Raw genomic sequence first — 17,673 nt, forward strand, 5'->3', positions numbered from 1 at the left:
CGGTGTGCGCTGCAAGGTAGAGGTGTGCCGGTTTCGGCACCGGGCCGACTGCTTTTGCTGTAGAGGCGCGCAGTGCCCGGTTCAGGCGTGATGGAGGCTCTGCGGGAAGTCGAAGAGGTGGTCGGGGTCGTAGTCGTGAGCGATGGAGCGGAGGCGGTGGAGGTTGGGGCCGTAGTAGGCGGTGGGCCAGTCGGGAAGGTTGGGGTCGATGTAGTTGACGTATCCACCACCGATACCCAGGGCGCCGAGTCCGGCGACGATCTCGGCGACATTGCGGGTGACGTCGGGTTCGGAGGCCATGGTGGCGGAGGCGTAGATCTGGGCAGTGGCGAAGGCGTCGCGGTGCGGGAAGGCGGTCTGGGCGGTGACGGTGTCGGCGACCGCGCCGCCGAGCGGATCGAAGATGAGGCTGGTGCCGGTCCGGCCGGTCAGCAGGCGTGTCAGGGCCTGGGGGTCGGGGGTCGGGGTGGTGAGGATCCGGGAGGAGGCGACGAACGACTCGCGCAGGGGCTTGCCGGAGAAGAAACGCATGCCGTTGAAATAGTCACGGTCCTGGATGTTGCGGCCGGTGGGCACGACGCCTGCGCGGAGGATCAGGTCGTCGAGCAGCGGATAGCAGGCGGTGCTGGGGCCGACGAAGCAGCCAGCCACCCGGCAGCTGGGCGGGTTGCCACCGGAGATCTTGAAGTTGGCCCACATTTCCCTGGGGGCACCGGCGATCCAGGGCTGCCAGGCGGTGAGGATCTCGGTCACCTTGCCCTCGGGGAAGGTGAGGACGAAGACCGTCAGAGCGGGGGCGGGGTCGGTGGCGAAGGTGAAGCTGGTGACGATGGAGAGGTTGCCGCCTCCGCCACCGCGCAGGGCCCAGAAGAGATCGGGGGTAGCGGCGGCCGTGGCCGTCAGGACGCGGCCGCCGGCGGTGACAGCCTCCGCGGCGGTCAGATGGTCGCAGGTCAGGCCGAATTTGCGCTGCAGGACCCCGATGCCGCCGCCGAGGGTGACGCCGGCGATGCCGACGGTGAAGCACGATCCGGCAGGCAGGCAGCGGTTGGCCTGTCCCACGGCGCTGTAGACGGACCGCAGCGGTGCGCCGGCCCCGACCGTCACACTGCCGTCCCCGGCAGCGTCGACCTGGGACATCCGGCGCAGGTCGACGACCAGGCCGTCGGGCGGCGCCGAATACCCGACGTAGGAGTGGCCGCCGCTGCGCGCCGCCAGCGGCACCCGGCCGCCCGCGGCCACCACGGCCTCCGCCACATCCGCCGCGGACGCGCACTGCGCCACCGCGGCCGGAACATGGTCGTCGTGCAGCGGGTTGAAGCCTTTGCGGGCGTCGTCGAATCCCACATCGTCCGGCCGGAGCAACGTCCCTTCGAGCCGCCCGCGCAGGCCTTCCCAGTCCACCGCCGCCGGATCGTAACTCCCGGCGGCGGGTGCGCCGTCCCAGGAGGGGGTCTCTGCGCTTGTCGGGGCCGAGGAACCGGCCCGCGGCGCGTGGAACCCGGAGTCCCGCGCCATGGTCACCATCTCCGCTGCGAAGGAATCGGAACGCCGCGACGCGGCGGACGTCATCGACGCCCGGAGCGTCGGAAAGCGGTACCCTGAATAATGCTGACCATTCCACGCTAACACGGAACAATCACCCGCTCCATCGGAGGAAATGCGGTCCTCTCACCGGGCCTTGGCCAGCTGCGAGGACAGGCGGCAGCACATCGGCAGCGTGTGCGGCAGGACGCCCTCGGAGGCGATCCGGTACCTCACCTGCCGCAGCGTGCTCTTGAGCGGGGCATACCCCTCAACGATCTGTCGCGCCAGGTGACCAGTTCGTCGACGGCCTTGCCGGCGGACGAGGCCGGCTGATGGAGCTCGGGACCCCGGGGCGGGCGGTAGTGGGTCTCCAAGGTGTCGATGCCGTCGAGCCGGAGCTGTGCGCCGCCGCGGCGGTTGCGCCGCGCCCGCCGCCCACGCAGCAGGTCCCCCTGGTGGACGCGAGATCCGCAGAGCAGCAAGTGTCCAGGACGGCAGCACGTTTGAGACGTGTGTACGCGAGGCGGCTCACCTCCGCTCGCACGGAGAGAGGACAGGAAGGCCACGCTGCGGATCAGCCACCCCCGGGCCTTGAGTGCGTCGAGATGGGACTGGGCGCGTGTGCGATGCGCGGCGAGGGCAACTCGCCGTGCAGCTCCAAATCGGCTTTCTTCATGATGTGCTCGGAGCTTGCGACCCGAAGAAAACCCGGTTGCAGGGTGATCATTTCGGTGTCTAACGTCGGCCGTCATCGGCGTGTAGCTCAGCAGCAGAGCACCGGGCTCGGGACCCGGAGGGCGCAGGGGCGGAACCTGCCACGCCGGCTTATGAACGACAACGCTGAGCAGCAGCCTCTCACCGCGGCCCCGTCCTATCCGGAAGCCCAACTGGCCAAGGCCTTCATGACCGCGCTGACCCAAGGGGACGCCGACACCCGGCGCCGCGCCGAGGTGCGCGGACAACGTTGGCGTGAGGTCCTCGCGGGAATGGCCGCAGGCCGGCTGTCGGTCGGTTCACGTACGCCCGTGGAGGGGCTTCCGCCCTGGGTGACTCTTGAGGTGGTGCGGGGCGGCTTCGCTACCGGGACCGCGAGCGCGGGTGGCCCGCTCCAGGCGTACGAGGTCGAGGCCGCGCGGAGTTTCGGGGTGCCCGCTGAGCGGCGCGCGCTCTTCGCATGCTGCCTCACCGAGCCCGGACTCGCCTGGCTGTGGGCCCGGTTGGACAGCGGCCACTACGAGATCGGCGTGCCCGAGGAGGCCGCGCTGCTCACCATGGCCTGGCTGGCCCGGCACGGGGAGATGAACGCGGCGCTCGGCCTCGTGGCGGAACTGGAGCCGTTCGCCGACCGGCTGCGGTTCCTGCCCCGCCCGGCGGACGGGCCTGCGCCGGACGCCATCGCGGCCGTCCACCGGTACACCGTCTCCGAGGCCGTCGACACCCTGACACGGCGGCGGCCCAACGCGGCCATCGAGACCCAGCGCGAGGCGCTCGCCGTATGGCAGCCGTTCGGCGACGAGCTGCTCGTCCACTGGCTGCGGACGGCGCAGGACGGACGGGTCCTCCAACTCGCCCCGGACGCCGACTGGCTGGCGCACGGAGAGGTCCTGCTCGGCCGCTACCGGCTGCTCGCCGCGGAACACACCCGCTGCACCAAGCACCGCAACCCCAAGAAGAACCTGGGCATTCTGCGCGGCGCGCTGGAGGAGACCGTCGCCGGACGGCCGCTGGAGATGCGCCGGCTCGGTCTGCTGCGGCATGCGGTGGAGTCCATGGTGCGGCGGCGCGGGCTGCCCGGCTCCGTTGCGCACACTGCCCTGCGCCGACGCCAGGCCGAGCAGGCGGTGCTTCCCTCCCACCACGCCCTGGCCCAGCTGATGCTGCGTCGGCTCGCCGTTCTCCCGCAGGAGACGGGCATCACCGATGTCGCCCCGCTCCTGGGCGCGGTGACCGAGGAGGAGAGCCGGGAGACCGGCCTGCCCGCCGGAGCCGTCGTACCGCCCACGATCCGCCAGGTGGTCGAGTCCACGCTGAGCGCACCGCTCGGCACGCTCGTGGAGCGGGGTGTCGTCCCGTCCGCTGAGGTCCTGGCCGAGCTGGTGCCGCAGTTGGTCGCCGCCACCACCGCGCAGGCGTACGGCGACGAGACACTGCGAGCGCTGATGGCCGCGAACTACCGGGCGTTCGGCAATCGCCGCTCATTGCTCCTGCTCAACCTGGAACGGCAGGTGCGCGTCGAGGAATTGCCCTGGGTACGGGCGGTGTCGGGGCAGCGATCCGCGGTGCTGGGCAAGCCGGACGGCGAAGGCGCGCGCGCCGTGCTGCGGCAGCTGGGCGAGCTGGCCGTGCGGGCCTTCCCGGGCACGATTCTGCCCAACCCGCTGGTCCGCGAGTTCGGCGTTCTTGAACGCCAGTGCGATCTGAGCGCCCCGTTCGTGGAGGAGTTGGCCGCCGACATCTTCATGGGCGCATTCAGCCCGAAGTTCCTCACAGCGGCTCGGGTCGCGGGCGAGTTGCTCGACGGCACGCTGTACGAGCGTTACTACGGCATCGACTACGCGGCGATCCGCAACCTGGCGATCGCCGAGACCGGCGCGGCCCTGATCCGTTCTCACGGTGCCCGCACCTCTCCCGGTTTCGCGCGGCTGTGCGCCGAGCGGGCCGGGGCGGCGTCGCGGTCCTGGTCGGTCGCGGCGAACGGCACGGTGATCGAACAGGCGCAGATCCTCACCACACACAACTTGGCCACGCTGGTCCACCGGGTGGGCATCGCCCCGCGGCCCGGCTGGCCCGACCTGGCGCGCCGCTGCTTCGTGACCGTGTGCCGGCTGGCCTCCCGTGTGCACCGCAACCCGCGACCATTGGGCACCATCAAGGACACTGCGTACGCGTGGCGCCAGATGGTGTTCCATCTGTCCTTGTGCCCGCCGGAGGAGCAGCGGCGGGTCATCGCAGGTCTGGACGAGGAGACGGCCCGCCACCCCGCCCATGTCGCAACCCGACTGGCCCCCGCCCTGGCGGGCCTGGCCCTGGTCGCCGAGGGCGGTGCTTTCGGCGGTGACGGAACAGCGGACGATGGCCGTGCCCGGCGCTTTCTGGGGTGGAGCACCGACGGGCACTGGATACGGTGAGGGCAAAAGCGCGGGCGCGGCGGGTGACGCGGTCACCAGCTTGACGTCCGCAGCCGAGCGGATCAGGCAGTTGTGGACGACCCGCTCCCCAGCAGCATCACGAACGGCACTGTCACGCCGGCTGAGCGGATGGGATGATCTTCGGGTTGATCACGTCGGAGGAGATGTCCGTGGGGGCCGCATCGCCGTCGTGCAGAGGGCATCGGTACCCGAGCGGGTGCCGGTCATCCAGTCCTGGCGGGCCTGTTTGATCCCTTCCTGGGTGCGGCCGATCCAGTTCCAGAACATAGCGAACCCCGCACACATCAGCGCAGGTCAGCGGCGTTCCGGACCGCCGACGGTCAGCAAACCGGCAGCATCGGGCCCGGAGGAGTCAGCAGCCATGAGTGCCGCGGCCCCGGTCCGTGGGACGGGGCCGTTTTCAAGGAGTGTGAGCACCCGCGGTCGCGGTGATCGAAGCGCCCTCACCCGTACAAGATCCGATATCGGTCGGCGGCCGACAAGCAGGTGAAGGAATCCGGGTTCGCGCCCCAGGACAAGGCGATTGCGCGTTTGACGGAGGTCTGCAACGCGAAGAAGGCGGCGCCGCGGGCCCAGGCGAAGGCGGACCGGATCGCCAGGTACGGGGCGATACGCTTCGAGGAGTACGCCGCCCGGTGGAAGGCCGGGCAGCGGGACCCGGGAGCGGCCTCGGTGGTGCGCCTGGAGTCGCTGCCGGCCATCCACCTGCCGCCGCTGCCGGGCAGTCGGCGGATGAGCACCTTCGAAACCAGACGTCGGGGGACCCCTGTGGGGCTCGCAAAGTCATCGATGCAGGGGGAGCCCGCGTGCACGCCCCCTCGGCGGTGGCGATGAACGCCCATGCCGAGAGGTTCGTCCGCAGCGTGCGGGCCGAACGCACCGACCAGATGCTGCTCCACAACGAGCAACACACACGGCGTGTGCTCGCCGAGTACGCCGAGCATGACAACTCCGGAAGGCCGCACCGGGCCCTGCAGCTGCGCGCACCAGCCGACGACCCGGACGTCATCCCACTCCCAGCCCAGCGGATCCAGCGCCACGACGTCCTCAGCGGACTCGTCCATGAGTACCGCGACACACCCTGACGGAGATCAGGACGCTCTGGCAAGCGCCCAGATCGACACACGTACGGACTTCTGACATCCAACAGGCCGCCCCACAGCCGGCTCATTGGCTTGCGGCGCTCTTCACGTATGCCTCGTACCCCTCCTCCTCCAGCCGCTCAGCCAGTTCCGGGCCGCCGGAGTCGACGATCCGGCCGTCCGCGAAGACGTGTACGTGATCGGGGTGGACGTAGCGCAGAATGCGCGTGTAGTGGGTGATCAGCAGGGTGGCGACCGCGCCGGTGGCGCGGACGCGGTTGACGCCCTCGGAGACGACGCGTAGCGCGTCGATGTCCAGACCGGAATCGGTCTCGTCCAGAATGGCGATCTTCGGCTTCAAGAGTTCCAGCTGAAGGATCTCGTGGCGCTTCTTCTCGCCCCCGGAGAAGCCCTCGTTCACGTTCCGCTCGGCGAAGGACGGGTCGATCTGCAGCCGCTCCATCGCCGCCTGGACCTCCTTCAGCCAGGTGCGCAGTCGCGGGGCCTCACCGCGCACGGCGGTGGCGGCCGACCGCAGGAAGTTGACCATGGAGACGCCGGGAACCTCGACCGGGTACTGCATGGCGAGGAACAGGCCGGCCCGCGCCCGCTCGTCGACCTTCATGGCGAGCAGGTCCTCTCCGTCCAGGAGAACTGTGCCGGAGGTGACCTGGTATTTGGGATGCCCGGCGAGAGCATAGGCGAGGGTGGTCTTGCCGGAGCCGTTGGGCCCCATGAGGGCGTGTGTCTCGCCCTGTCGCACGGTCAGGTCGACACCGCGGAGGATCTCCCTCGGACCGTGATCGGTCAGGACCTGGCAGTGCAGGTGGTCGATGACCAGCGTTGCCATGCCTTCTCACCCCTCTTCTTCCTCGTGGAAACGGGACACGGCCGATCAGCGGGGCACTATGGACCTGCACGCGGAGCGTGCCGGTGATGGGGCTCACCGCAAACCGCGGCAGTATGCCGCTGACGGCCCCGGTCCCATGGCGTGACCAGGGGGAGGCGGTGGAAATCGACGTGATCGTGGAGATCCACGAGGGATCCCGCAACTAATACGAGAGGGACCACGAACTGCACCGCATCCGGCTGGACCGCATGCTGTTCACCTCGACCGAGTACCCGGCCGACCACGGCTTCACCGAGGGAACACTCGAGCGCGACGGGACCCGCTCGACGCACTTGTCATGGTCGGCGAACCGACGTTTCCCGGATGCCTGATCGAATGCCGGGCTGTCGGCATGTTCTGCATGAAGGACGAGCGCGGCCCGGACGAGAAGATCCTCTGCATGCCCGCCCACGTCCAGGACACAAGGGACAGCCCCGCCCTCGACGAGTTGGAGATCACCTACTCCTTCGAGACCCATAGGGCCTCGCGCCCGGCAAGAGCGCCAAGTCGCACTGGGCGGGCTAGCGGCCCGGTAGCGGTTTTCCGCGGCTTGCGAAACTGCTCACTCCAGGCAGCCGCCCCCGGAAAAGGAGGTTCAGCTCTGTGCCCGTGCCTCGGCTCTCGGTGCTGCCTCCAGTCCGGCAGCAGGAGAGTCGCACGCTCTCGCGCGTTGCACCCGCTCGGACGCGACGGGGCCCTCCCCCGAGGGGGAGGGCTGGGGGAGGGTCCCGCGGGGTGGGCCGGTGGAACGTCAGGCGGCGACCGGGGTCTGTTCGGCCGTGCGTTGTTCCGCGGTCCGCGGGCCGTTGTGGCGGGTGAAGAGCCGGTCCAGGCCGAAGGCGCCGGAGCCGGTGAACACCAGCAGGAACATGGCCCAGCAGTACATGGCCGCGCCCTCGCCGCTGTTCTGGAGCGGCCACAGGGCCTCCGGCTGGTGCACGCTGAAGTAGGCGTAGGCCATGGCGCCCGACGATATGAACGCGGCGGCCCGGGTGCCCAGGCCGAGCAGGACCAGGCTGCCGCCGACGAGTTCGATCACGGCCGCGTACCAGTTGGGCCAGGCCCCGGGTTCGGCGGTGCCGCCGCTGCCGTGCGCGCCACCGAGCACACCGAACAGTGCGGCGGCGCCGTGGCAGGCGAACAGCAGCCCGACGACGATGCGGAAGAGGCCGAGAGCGTACGGCTCGGCGCTGTTGAGGCGTCCGGACATGTGGGAGGTCTCCTTCGGTAGACCGGTCCGGCCCGAAAGGGACCGGACCGGGGACGGGGACCGAGTCGAAACCCCGCATCAGGTGCACCCCATTCATGCCCGCAAATGCGACAGTCGACTTGGGGGTGACGCGGGAATGAAGGGTCAACCGCTTGCCGTCGCGGGTGAATACGGCTCGACCCCGCCCTCACGCTCAAGGGTGTAACCGTATGCACACCCAGAGTCACACTCTGCGGCCAGGTGTGACTTCGCGCGAGCCGAGCCGAGCCGAGCGTGTCCGCGTCACCCGCTCGGTCCGGTCTCCGCCACCGCCCTCAGCCGGCCGCCCGCGGCCGTCCCCGGTGCCGGGCGCTCCGCCACGCGCGCGTGCTCCAGTCAGCGGGTGCGGCAACGCCGCCAGGAACACCCGATCGCCCGCATCGAATCGTGGTCCGCTCCGGGCCGGCCGCCGCTCGAGCACCGTGATCTGATGACGCAGCGCGAGAATCCCCACGTCCTTGCCCCGGTCGCTCATCGGCAGCAGGCGCAGCACGGCGAACGCGTTGGTCGCCCCCAGGCAAGCCAGTCGCAACAGCACGATCGATCATGTTGCCGCGGCCATCGACGGCCGCGGCAGAGCGCCGATTCGAGCGACGGCCCTCAGGGTCCGGCACTCCCCCACACCGGCTCCCAGCAGGACGGATGAGGATTTCGACACGGGCAGCGTCGGCGTGCGGTGCAGTCCTACGTGACAGCGACGAACCTGCGGTGCCAGGCGAGCAGGGCAGTGGGGGTGACCGGGAAGACCTCGCGCCAGCGTCGCCGGGGTATCAGCACGGACAGAGCGGCGCACCGGAACCGGTCGCCGGCTCGGAGCGGACCGGACCGGACCGGACCGGACCGGCGATCTGACGGCGCAGGACCGCATTCTCGCGCCGCGGCGCGAGCAGCTCAACGTCCTTGGCGGTGTCGCGGCGGGCAGCATCGACGGGACGGACAGCAACCCTCCGGGCCACCTTGTACAGCAGGGATACGGTCACGCGGACATGCTCCCGGGGCCGAACCGCACCACTCCCACCTGCACCGCCGGCTTTTCGAGCGGGACAAGGGGCAGCTTCGTCGCCGATCCCGGTACTGCTGTGTCCGGCGGCGACCACATCGACGGGCACTGGTCAGCGGAGAGCCTGGCGGCCGGCTCCCCCCTCCCCCGGCCGTGTTCAGTCGTGCCCACGGACATCCGTCCACCACTATGGCGGGAAGGATCCGATCTGCCTGGAGGTCTTGCATGCACCGTGATGGTTTTCCTGCCCCGGATTCCGGGCTCCTCCTCACCCACTTCCTGACGGTGGCCGACGTAGCCCGATCTCGCGCCTCCTACACCGACGTTCTCGGCGGTGAGGTGGTGCTCGAGGAGAACCCCTGCACCATCAAGCTCGGCAACGGATGGATCATCATGAACCCGGGCGGCGGCCCCACCCCGGACAAGCCAGACGTCACCCTGCGCCCGCCCACCGACCCCAGCACGGTCAGCGGCTTCCTCAACCTCCGCGTCGCCGACATCGAGACATGCCACCGAGAGTGGAGTGCGAAGGGCGCCGAATTCCTCACGCCACCCATCGATCGCACGGCCGAGCTGCGGTGCTACTTGCGCGACCCGGACAGCTATCTCATCGAAGTCGGGCAGGCCACCGGCATGCTGCACGGCGTCTACGCCGACCCGCCCGCCGGTACCGGCTAGTGCCGCATCAGACACGTTCACCCCGTTGACGACCTTGCGTAACGGGTGTCGGCGCCGTGGCGATTCCGCACCGTCGGGACCGCATCCTCGCTGCGCGGTTCAGGATGCAGCCGCCCTTGTGGACTGTCAGCCGGGATCGGTCGGCGGTTCCGCGGTACCGACGATGAAGCTGCCTCCCACGGTCCGGACATCGGCTGACCACCCCAGCGCGGCGAGCTTGTCCGTGAGTTCTCCGGCGTCGTGGAAGACCTTCACGACGCGATACGGGCTGCCGTCGTCGAGTCGGCGCTGCACCGCAGGGATGGGCTGCTGGACGAGAACTTCCTCGCGGGCGGCCTCTGCGGGGCCATCGTCGACGAAGATCGCTTTGCCGTGCGGTGCCAGCGCGGCGGCGATGGTGTTCCAGAAGTCCGGTAGGCGGGACGGCGGGATGTGGGAGAGCCAGAAGGCGAAGAACACGGTGTCGTAGCGGCGCGGCGGCCGCCAGGTGAACAGATCGGCCTGAATGAACTGGACGTTGGGGGAAACGACCCGCGCACGCGCGATACCCGGCGTCTCGTCCGACACGTCGACGGCGGTCACAGAGCGCGCCCGAGCAGCGAGCGCCCCGGTCCACTGACCCGTTCCGCAGGCCAGCTCCAGCACGTCCCCGACAATCGGGAGGTCGTCCGCCGTAGCCAGCAACTCCCGCAGTTCCTCGCGCTCGGCATAGGGCCGGTCGTATCCGCCCGCGTGGGCCCGGTAGTAGGCGATCTGCTCCGTTAAAAGGGCATCCTCATCGCTGTCCACGGCCGCGACCCTACCGATCGTGTCAGCCTCCCGTCCCGCCCAGTGCGGCACCGGCGACAACCCGCAGGGCACGCTCCCGTGGCCTGCGCCTCTCCTCGCCGCACCCTGCCTCCTGCGGCGGACAAAGTGCGGCCGCCCGGCGCCCCCGGGAGGGTCGGACTGCCCCGGCCCGGCAGGACGCGCCCCGCGAGCCCGCGCGTGTTCCTCGAGCGCCCGGCCCGGGGCTGCGGCAGATGCGCGCCGGGCGACGTGGGGAGGGGCCGGGTGAACGCCTGCTGTGCGGCGTTCCCGGCCGGGCCGGGGTCAAGTTGCCCGGCACCGGGCGGAACGCTCCGAAGGTGGCCCGCCCTCCACCGCCATGCAGCACCTGGGCATGACGCTGTCCCTGTGAGAGCAAGCCGCTGGACGCGCCCCAGGCCCGGAAGCGAGGTGCGTGGCGAGGTGGTGGTGACCGGCCGTGCCGGGCACCTGCGCAGCGGTGGCGGGGTGCGGATCGGCGAGGCGGTCTGTTGCCGTCGGCCGGGATCCGGAATGCTCCTGCGGCATGAGTAGACCCGTGAGACGCACCATCCGCATGCGCCACTGGATCTGGCCCGTCGTCGCCGTCGTGGTCGCGGCGACGTTCAGCTGGAGCTCGCCCGCGGGGGCGGACGGTGACCGGACCGGGCTGCCGGAGGCCATCGACACGCTCCTCGGCGACGCCCGCATGGACGGCGGCGCCGCAAGCGTCGTCGTCGCCGAGGCGAAGACCGGCGCCGTCCTTTATCAGCATCTGCCGAGCGGGCGGCTCATGCCCGCCTCCAACACCAAGTTGCTCACCTCGGCCGCGGCCATGGCGCTGCTCGGCCCCGACCACCGCTTCACCACCGACGTCCTGTCGACCGGTACCCGGCACGGCTCCGTGCTCGACGGCGACCTGTATCTGCGCGGCACCGGCGATCCGACCCTGCTCGCCGAGGACTACGGCCGGCTCGCCGCCGCGCTCGCCGACTCGGGGGTGCGGCGCGTCACCGGGCGCCTGGTCGCCGACGACACCCGCTTCGACGACCAACGGCTCGGCCGCTCCTGGGCCTCCGACGACGAATCCTCGTACTACTCGGCGCAGACCTCCGCGCTGAGCGTCGCCCCCGACACCGACTACGACACCGGCACGGTCCTCGTGCATGCGGCGCCGGGGGACAAGCCCGGCGACCGGCCGCGCACCACCGTCACCCCGGCCAACCACTACGTCCACCTCGACGTGCGCGCGACCACCGTCGACCGGGACGGCCCGAGCGACCTCACCGTCGAGCGGCAGCACGGCGCCAACACCGTCACCGTCAGCGGCACCCTGCCTGTGGGCGGCGCCATCGCCAAGGAGTGGGTCAGCGTCTGGGAGCCCACCGGCTACGCCGCGGACGTCTTCCGCGACGCGCTGGCCGCGCACGGCGTGCGCGTCACCGGGGCGACCCGGCTCGGCGAGGCGGCTCCGAAGGGCGCGCGCAGGCTCGCCACGCACGAGTCCATGCCCCTCAAGAAGCTGCTGATCCCGTTCCTGAAGCTGTCCAACAACATGCACGCCGAGGCGCTGACCAAGGCGATCGGATACGAGACCTCCGGGCGCGGCACCTGGGATGCCGGCCTCGTCGGCATCAGCGGCTACCTCAAGCGCGTCGGCGTCGACCCGGGCAAGCTGCGCCAGGTCGACGGTTCCGGGCTGTCCCGGATGAACGGAGTCCCCGCGGACCAGCTCGCCAAGCTGCTCCTGTCGGTGCGCACCGAGCCCTGGTACGCCGACTGGTACCGGGCCCTCCCGGTGGCCTGTGACCCGAACCGCTCCGTCGGCGGTACGTTGCGCTCGCGTCTGTGCGGCACACCGGCCGCGCTCAACGCGCGTGGCAAGACGGGGTCGTTGACGGGCGCGTCGGCCCTGTCGGGATACGTCACCGACGCGGGCGGACGCGAACTCGTCTACAGCGTCGTCCTCAACAACTACCTCGTCGGCTCGGTCAAGAGCATCGAGGACGCCATCGTGGCCACCCTCGCCTCGTCCGACGAGAACCGGGCGGTGACGGTGCGGCCGAAGGCCGTCCGGAGCACGGAGAGCAACGGGGACCTGGAGTGCTCGTGGCGCAAGCCGGCGCAGTGCTGAGGCACCCCTGGGCGCTCGCGCGGGCCGCCGGGCAGTCCGCGCCGAGCAGGGCCAGGGCTCAGCGCGCGCCGCGCCGGGTCGCGTAGAGCGGCGGTGCGCGGGCGGCAGCGGTGACCGGGGCGAGGCGCCCGGTGGCAGGGCCCGCGTGCTCCCTCAGCCGGCCGCCGCCCGCCACGCCGCAGTCGATGCCTCCGAGGAGGCCGTTCACGGCGAGGGTCATGTCCCGGTTCAATGGAGGAGGACGACCAGGAGCACGTGCTCACCGTCTGGGAAGAGGGACCGGGTCGTAGGGGCGGAGCCGAACGACGGCGAGCCCACAGGGCCAACATCACGCTGAGCTACATGTCACTTGGCCCCCTGTTCGTCAACGGCGCCTGCGTTCGACGCGCGCCCGGGAGGCGCACGTGGGGAGAATGAAGCAAGAGTCCGTGGCGGGGCACTACCTGAACTGGGGAGCAGCGGTGGCCCCCCCCCTCTCGAAGGTGATGACGATGCCGGCGTGGCGATTTCGGGACTTCCACGACGATGATCTGGACCGCGCCATCCAGCTCTGGGACCAGAACCAGCAGGTGGACGAGGCTCCTGCCGTTTTCCCGGTATCGGAGGTCGTGGCCGCAGCCAGGGCCGCAGGACCGGCCGTGGTGGCGGTGGTCGGCGACGAACTGGTGGGCGTCGGCGTGGCGCAGGTCTCCGGCGAGAGGGGCTGGATCATCCTGGTGGCCCTGGCCGGGACGTGGCGCAGCCGCGGCATCGGAAGCTTCTTGATCGCCGAGCTTGAGCGGCGCTTGCGGTCCCAGGGAGTCCGCCGGATCGGCGCGCTCCTGGCCCCGGGGGCGACGGGAGCCGTTGCCTTGGAAAACTCGGGCTACCGGTCCCGGACCGGGTTCGTCTTCTACGAGAAGGTCGAGCAGCTCGGTGCGAGCGACGCCGGCCTCCTGGCGGAGCTGGGGGGAAGAATGCTTCCAGGGGATCTGTGGGACGGCCTTGCGGGAATGGAAGAGGTGAAGGAAGCCATCGAGCGGCGGATCGTGCTGCCGCTGGCCCGGCCCGCGCTGGCCGAGCAGTACGGAGTGAGGCCGCCGAAGGCGGTCATCCTCTTCGGGCCGCCGGGCACCGGCAAGACCAGCTTCGCCCGAGCGGTTGCCTCGCGGCTGGGGTGGCCCTTCGTGGAACTCTTCCCGTCCCGGCTTGCGTCGTTCCGGGAGGGAGGACTGGCGGCCTCGCTGCGGGAGGTGTTCACCGAGCTGGCCGATCTGGAGACGGTGGTTCTCTTCATCGACGAGGTCGAGGAGATCGCTTCTGCCCGGTCCGGTACGGCTGTCGACCCCAGTCATGGGGTCACCAACGAACTGCTCAAGCTGATCCCCGGCTTCCGCGACCACGACGACCGCCTGTTGATCTGCGCCACGAACTCCGTCCGCTTCCTCGACCCTGCGTTCCTTCGGCCCGGCCGCTTCGACTACGTCATCCCGGTCGGCCCGCCCGATCCGCAGGCCCGTTCGGCGGTCTGGCAACGCTACCTCGGGACCGCCGCCGCCCATGTCGATCTCCGCCGTCTGGTGGAGGCAAGCGCGATGTTCACGCCGGCCGATATCGAGTTCGCTGCTCGCAAGGGCGCCCAGACCGCCTTCGAACGCGAAGTCGCCCAGGGGAAAGGCGCACCGGCCGACACGGAGGACTATCTGCGGGCCATCGCACAGACCCGTCCCACACTCACCGACCAGGCACTGACGGACTTCGCCGAGGACACCGAGGAGTACGTACGCATGTGACTCTGCGCGTCATCCCGCGAGTTCGCCGTGGTCCTTGGTTCTTCGGCATGGGTCCTGACCAGGCACCTCGTCGCCTTCGGCCTGTGCGTCTGTGCGTCTGTGCGTCTGTGCGTCTGTGCGTCTGTGCAGGACTCATGACGGTTCTTCAGAAATCCCGGGGGTCCGTCATGATCTATGCGGATCCCTCACTTCCGTCTGCCGGGCTGACCTGCAGCAACGGGAGATGAAAGCCAGGACGAACCCGCAGGATGTCGCATCGCACACGCCGCTCGCGGCGGAACTTCTTCAACCACTCCGTCACCCGCTACCGCGACCTCTCGGGGCACGTCCAAGGAGTGCGTCGCGGCGGGTCATCCGGGCACGAGCACGGCGGCACCGCTGACCCGGTCGGCGGCCAGGTCCCTCAGAGCCTGGGCGGCGCGGCTCAACGGATACGGGCTGACGGTGACCCGCACACCGATCCGCGCGGCCGTGTCCAGGAAGTCGCGGCCGTCCTGCCGGGTGTTGGAGGTGACGCTGCGCAGATTCCGCTCTTCGAAGAGGTGACGGCGGTAATCGAGCACGGGGATGTCGGTGAGATGGATGCCCGCCACGGCGAGCGTTCCCGAACGGTCCAGTGCCTCCAGCGCCACGGGCACCAGATCCCCTACCGGCGCGAACAGGATCGCCGAATCCAGTGGTTCGGGCGGGCGGTCGTAGGCGCCGCCCACGGAGGAGGCACCCAGGTCGAGGGCGAGTTCACGGGCCCGTGCCGAACGGGTCAGCACGTGCACGGTTGCCCCTTCGGCCAGGGCGACCTGCGCCGCCAGATGGGCCGAGGCCCCGAAGCCGTAGATCCCGAGCCGGCCGTCGGGTGGCAGAGCGCTGCGGCGCAGAGCCCGGTAGCCGATGATCCCGGCACACAGCAGCGGTGCCAGCAGCACGGCGTCCTGGCCGTCCGGGAGCACGTAGGCGTAGTCCGCCGGAACCAGGGTGACATCGGCGAAACCGCCGTCCGCGTCCCAGCCGGTGTAGAGGGAGGCCGGGCAGAGGTTCTCGCGACCGGCCCGGCAGTAGCGGCATCGGCCGCAGGTGCTGCGCAGCCACGCCCCACCGGCTCGGTCGCCGACCCGGAACCCCGTGACGGACTCGCCGACGGCGGCCACGCGGCCGACGATCTCATGACCGGGAACGGTCGATGCCCGGTGCGGGCGCAGGTCGCCTTCGGCAAGGTGCAGGTCCGTGCGGCAGACGCCGCACGCCTCGACCCTCAGCAACAGCTCACCGGGCCCCGGCGAGGGCACGGTACGCCGCACGGACACCAGTGGGCCGTCCGCGATCGGACCAGGACTCTCGACAGCCCACCCGGTCAGCATGTTCGAAGCCGACGCGCGCACCATGCTCCCAGCCTGGCGCCGGCCGACAGGTCCGGCAAACGCTCGCCACAGCACGGCAGGCCGCAACCGCACGCCGCTCGGTGCGGCAACGGCCCTCGGCCGTTCGGGCAGCACTGTCATATTGGCCGGCCGGGTGGGATGACCGTCGGGTTGATCACGGTGGAGGGGGTTGTCCGTGTCGTCCGTGCCACCGTCGTACAAGGGTGTGGGGCTCGTGAAGTCATCGCTGCTGGTGGGAGCCCACGCGCACGACCCCTCGGCGGTGGCCGGGATGCCGCACCAGTGGTCACCTCGCTGCGATACCGGGCCGCCCGGGCGCTGCTGCCCGTGTCTGCGGTCCTGCTGCGCCGGGACACGGCCAAGGACGCCGAACTGCTGGTGCCGCGGCACGAGAACGCGGTGCTGCGACGGCACCTCGCCGGTCCGGTCCGCTACCAGCCCGCGGACCGTTTCTGGCCGGCCGCGCTGTCGCCGCTGATACCGTGCCGGCGTCGGAGCCTTCTCTTCCCGGTCACGCCGGGGACGCTGCCGGCCCGGCACCGCAGGCCGAGCGCCAAGAAGGGGGACTACGCCGACCGACGCCGCACCGGCCGGCCGCCCCCGGCCGCCACGCTCCAGTAGCGGGTTCTGCCTCTGGCACAGGAGAACCCGCGGTGGTGCCACCGGCGGATCCAGGGTGAGCCGGCCCGGCCGGGGCAGCCGAGCGCACCGTCCACCATCCGGGAAATCCCGTGCGCGGCCGGCAGCGGCCCGAGCCGGCGCGTATTCCTCACCACCCAGGCCGAGGGAACCACCGCGGCGGACTCCTTCCACCTCGACACGATCACCGGCAGGTGGCCGCACGCACCGGCGTTCGGCGAACACGGCACCCGCCGGCTCCGCATCACCGGCATCACCACCCACCCCACCGCGCAGTGGGCGACCCGGTAGGCCCACCATCCGGCCGCCGGCCTCGGCGCACGCGTCGAGTCGCTCCGCCTCGTTCTCCGCAACCACGACAGCAGGGACACCGACTCCTTCGACGCTGTCTTCGCGGCCGAAGCCATGGACCTGCTGCGCAGCGCGCCCCAGGCGCCGCGTGGGGACGCCCACTGCGAGCGAGTGATCGGCACGATCCGGCGCGAGGTCCTCGACCACCTCCTGATCGTGAACCAAGCCCCCGCCCGTCAGGCCTTCGCCGAGTACCGGAAGCACTGCAACACGCATCGGCCACACCGATCACGAGACCGACGACCACCCGAAGCCCGGAAACAGCCGGCGGTAGGGCACGATCGCGGGGGCTCGCGAGCGGGGAACTGGATCCCCTGTGACTCATGCCCGGTCACGGTGGCCACCCTCATGGTGCGGATGTCGACGCTTGCGACGTCCCTCGGGCTCAGCCGGCCAGGCGGGACCGGTCGGCCGTGATGTGGGGTGGGCCGAGGCGTTCGAGCAGGAGCCCTTCCCGGGTGGACCACGGGCAGATCTCGACGCTCCTGGCCCCGCAGGCTTCCATGAGGGCCTGTGCGATCAGGGCTCCGGCCAGGGACTGCTCGGCGCGGTGCCGGGAGATGCCCGGCAGCTTGGCACGGCGGGCCGGTCCCGCATCGGCCAGCAGGGAGACTGACGTGCGCAGCTGGGGTAGCGCCAGCCGCCGTCCGGCTCGCGGTGCCTTGCCCTGGGCGGCGGCGCCCGGCCGCTTTCTCCGGTGGCCGGCTGCACGGGCCCAGCCGGTCCACGGTCTCGATGGCCGCCTGCTCGCACTCGGTGAAGGACCAGCCGATGGAGCACTCCCAGCGGAAGGTCGGGCTGGAGCCTCCGCCGGCGCTCGCGATCCAGGTGAGCAGTTCATGGGAGAACCCGGCCCCGTCCACCCGGAACAGGATCTTCTGTCTGCGCCACCAGGGCAGTTGCGCTACCGCGCGAGTGAGGATATCGATGTTCACGCTTGCGTCGTTGGCCGTGACGTTGCCCGAATACAGCCGGGTGGCGAACTGTTGGCGTTGTCACGTTGCTGGGTGCGTGACTGCCTGATGGTGCGTCGGGCATGGT

Annotated in this window: 17 protein-coding genes, 1 tRNA gene and 1 pseudogene; 9 read left to right on the plus strand and 10 right to left on the minus strand. The window is 70.6% G+C overall.

Annotated features, from left to right (window positions below; all coding sequences use genetic code 11):
• Positions 1 to 81: 81 nt before the first annotated feature.
• Positions 82 to 1,404 (minus strand): FAD-binding oxidoreductase, encoded by a 1,323-nt coding sequence (locus PYS65_RS02220; protein WP_279331999.1) that lies wholly within the window; start codon positions 1,402 to 1,404, stop codon positions 82 to 84.
• A gap of 875 nt (positions 1,405 to 2,279) precedes the next feature.
• Between PYS65_RS02220 and PYS65_RS02225 the strand changes: the two genes are divergently transcribed.
• Together PYS65_RS02225 and PYS65_RS02230 are read left to right on the plus strand one after the other, a co-directional pair.
• Positions 2,280 to 2,351: transfer RNA gene (locus PYS65_RS02225), tRNA-Pro, on the plus strand.
• A 3-nt stretch (positions 2,352 to 2,354) separates the two neighbouring features.
• The gene (locus PYS65_RS02230) at positions 2,355 to 4,655 is read left to right on the plus strand and encodes a hypothetical protein (RefSeq protein ID WP_279332000.1); all 2,301 of its coding nucleotides are present in this window, start codon (positions 2,355 to 2,357) and stop codon (positions 4,653 to 4,655) included.
• 464 nt (positions 4,656 to 5,119) lie between these two features.
• Here PYS65_RS02230 and PYS65_RS02235 read toward each other — a convergent pair whose 3' ends face one another.
• Positions 5,120 to 5,416: a hypothetical protein gene (locus tag PYS65_RS02235; protein WP_279332001.1), complete on the minus strand. Its 297-nt coding sequence runs from the start codon at positions 5,414 to 5,416 to the stop codon at positions 5,120 to 5,122.
• A gap of 66 nt (positions 5,417 to 5,482) precedes the next feature.
• Here PYS65_RS02235 and PYS65_RS02240 point away from each other — a divergent pair, with 66 nt between their 5' ends.
• Positions 5,483 to 5,761, plus strand: a complete 279-nt coding sequence (locus PYS65_RS02240; RefSeq protein ID WP_279332002.1) for an integrase core domain-containing protein — start codon at positions 5,483 to 5,485, stop codon at positions 5,759 to 5,761.
• Positions 5,762 to 5,843: 82 nt separating this feature from the next.
• Here PYS65_RS02240 and sufC read toward each other — a convergent pair whose 3' ends face one another.
• Positions 5,844 to 6,608: a Fe-S cluster assembly ATPase SufC gene (gene sufC, locus PYS65_RS02245; protein ID WP_279332003.1), complete on the minus strand. Its 765-nt coding sequence runs from the start codon at positions 6,606 to 6,608 to the stop codon at positions 5,844 to 5,846.
• A gap of 158 nt (positions 6,609 to 6,766) precedes the next feature.
• On the opposite strand from sufC, the pseudogene PYS65_RS02250 reads away from it, so the two are divergent.
• Positions 6,767 to 7,172 (plus strand): annotated as a pseudogene (locus tag PYS65_RS02250) (inorganic diphosphatase).
• Positions 7,173 to 7,398: 226 nt separating this feature from the next.
• Here the strand turns inward: PYS65_RS02250 and PYS65_RS02255 are convergent.
• The 3 genes from PYS65_RS02255 to PYS65_RS02265 form a co-directional block, all read right to left on the minus strand.
• Positions 7,399 to 7,857, minus strand: a complete 459-nt coding sequence (locus tag PYS65_RS02255; RefSeq protein ID WP_279332004.1) for a DoxX family protein — start codon at positions 7,855 to 7,857, stop codon at positions 7,399 to 7,401.
• Positions 7,858 to 8,080: 223 nt separating this feature from the next.
• Positions 8,081 to 8,434 carry a hypothetical protein gene (locus tag PYS65_RS02260; protein WP_279332005.1) on the minus strand — a complete coding sequence of 118 codons (354 nt, stop codon included), beginning with the start codon at positions 8,432 to 8,434 and terminating at the stop codon, positions 8,081 to 8,083.
• A 232-nt stretch (positions 8,435 to 8,666) separates the two neighbouring features.
• Positions 8,667 to 8,876, minus strand: coding sequence for an integrase (locus PYS65_RS02265; protein ID WP_279332006.1), 210 nt, complete (start codon positions 8,874 to 8,876; stop codon positions 8,667 to 8,669).
• A 245-nt stretch (positions 8,877 to 9,121) separates the two neighbouring features.
• On the opposite strand from PYS65_RS02265, the gene PYS65_RS02270 reads away from it, so the two are divergent.
• On the plus strand, positions 9,122 to 9,574 hold the full coding sequence (locus tag PYS65_RS02270) for a VOC family protein (RefSeq protein WP_279332007.1): 453 nt from the start codon (positions 9,122 to 9,124) through the stop codon (positions 9,572 to 9,574).
• A gap of 126 nt (positions 9,575 to 9,700) precedes the next feature.
• Here the strand turns inward: PYS65_RS02270 and PYS65_RS02275 are convergent, their stop codons facing one another.
• Positions 9,701 to 10,363, minus strand: coding sequence for a class I SAM-dependent methyltransferase (locus tag PYS65_RS02275; protein ID WP_279332008.1), 663 nt, complete (start codon positions 10,361 to 10,363; stop codon positions 9,701 to 9,703).
• 544 nt (positions 10,364 to 10,907) lie between these two features.
• Between PYS65_RS02275 and dacB the strand changes: the two genes are divergently transcribed.
• Complete coding sequence (dacB, locus tag PYS65_RS02280; RefSeq protein ID WP_279332009.1) at positions 10,908 to 12,494, plus strand: D-alanyl-D-alanine carboxypeptidase/D-alanyl-D-alanine endopeptidase; 1,587 nt, start codon at positions 10,908 to 10,910, stop codon at positions 12,492 to 12,494.
• 58 nt (positions 12,495 to 12,552) lie between these two features.
• Here the strand turns inward: dacB and PYS65_RS02285 are convergent, their stop codons facing one another.
• Complete coding sequence (locus tag PYS65_RS02285; protein ID WP_341483652.1) at positions 12,553 to 12,714, minus strand: hypothetical protein; 162 nt, start codon at positions 12,712 to 12,714, stop codon at positions 12,553 to 12,555.
• Positions 12,715 to 12,979: 265 nt separating this feature from the next.
• Between PYS65_RS02285 and PYS65_RS02290 the strand changes: the two genes are divergently transcribed.
• Positions 12,980 to 14,266, plus strand: a complete 1,287-nt coding sequence (locus PYS65_RS02290; protein WP_279337825.1) for an ATP-binding protein — start codon at positions 12,980 to 12,982, stop codon at positions 14,264 to 14,266.
• A gap of 350 nt (positions 14,267 to 14,616) precedes the next feature.
• Here the strand turns inward: PYS65_RS02290 and PYS65_RS02295 are convergent, their stop codons facing one another.
• Positions 14,617 to 15,645, minus strand: coding sequence for a zinc-binding alcohol dehydrogenase family protein (locus tag PYS65_RS02295; protein WP_279332010.1), 1,029 nt, complete (start codon positions 15,643 to 15,645; stop codon positions 14,617 to 14,619).
• A gap of 279 nt (positions 15,646 to 15,924) precedes the next feature.
• Between PYS65_RS02295 and PYS65_RS02300 the strand changes: the two genes are divergently transcribed.
• Together PYS65_RS02300 and PYS65_RS35040 are read left to right on the plus strand one after the other, a co-directional pair.
• Positions 15,925 to 16,263: an integrase gene (locus PYS65_RS02300; RefSeq protein WP_279332011.1), complete on the plus strand. Its 339-nt coding sequence runs from the start codon at positions 15,925 to 15,927 to the stop codon at positions 16,261 to 16,263.
• 423 nt (positions 16,264 to 16,686) lie between these two features.
• The gene (locus PYS65_RS35040; protein ID WP_423836064.1) at positions 16,687 to 17,049 is read left to right on the plus strand and encodes an integrase core domain-containing protein; all 363 of its coding nucleotides are present in this window, start codon (positions 16,687 to 16,689) and stop codon (positions 17,047 to 17,049) included.
• On the opposite strand, the gene PYS65_RS02305 is transcribed toward PYS65_RS35040, so the two are convergent.
• On the minus strand, positions 17,018 to 17,473 hold the full coding sequence (locus PYS65_RS02305) for a Ppx/GppA phosphatase family protein (protein ID WP_279332012.1): 456 nt from the start codon (positions 17,471 to 17,473) through the stop codon (positions 17,018 to 17,020). The two genes, PYS65_RS35040 and PYS65_RS02305, sit on opposite strands and share 32 nt — an antisense overlap.
• Positions 17,474 to 17,673: the final 200 nt, after the last annotated feature.

This window comes from Streptomyces cathayae (assembly GCF_029760955.1).
Lineage (GTDB): Bacteria > Actinomycetota > Actinomycetes > Streptomycetales > Streptomycetaceae > Streptomyces > Streptomyces cathayae.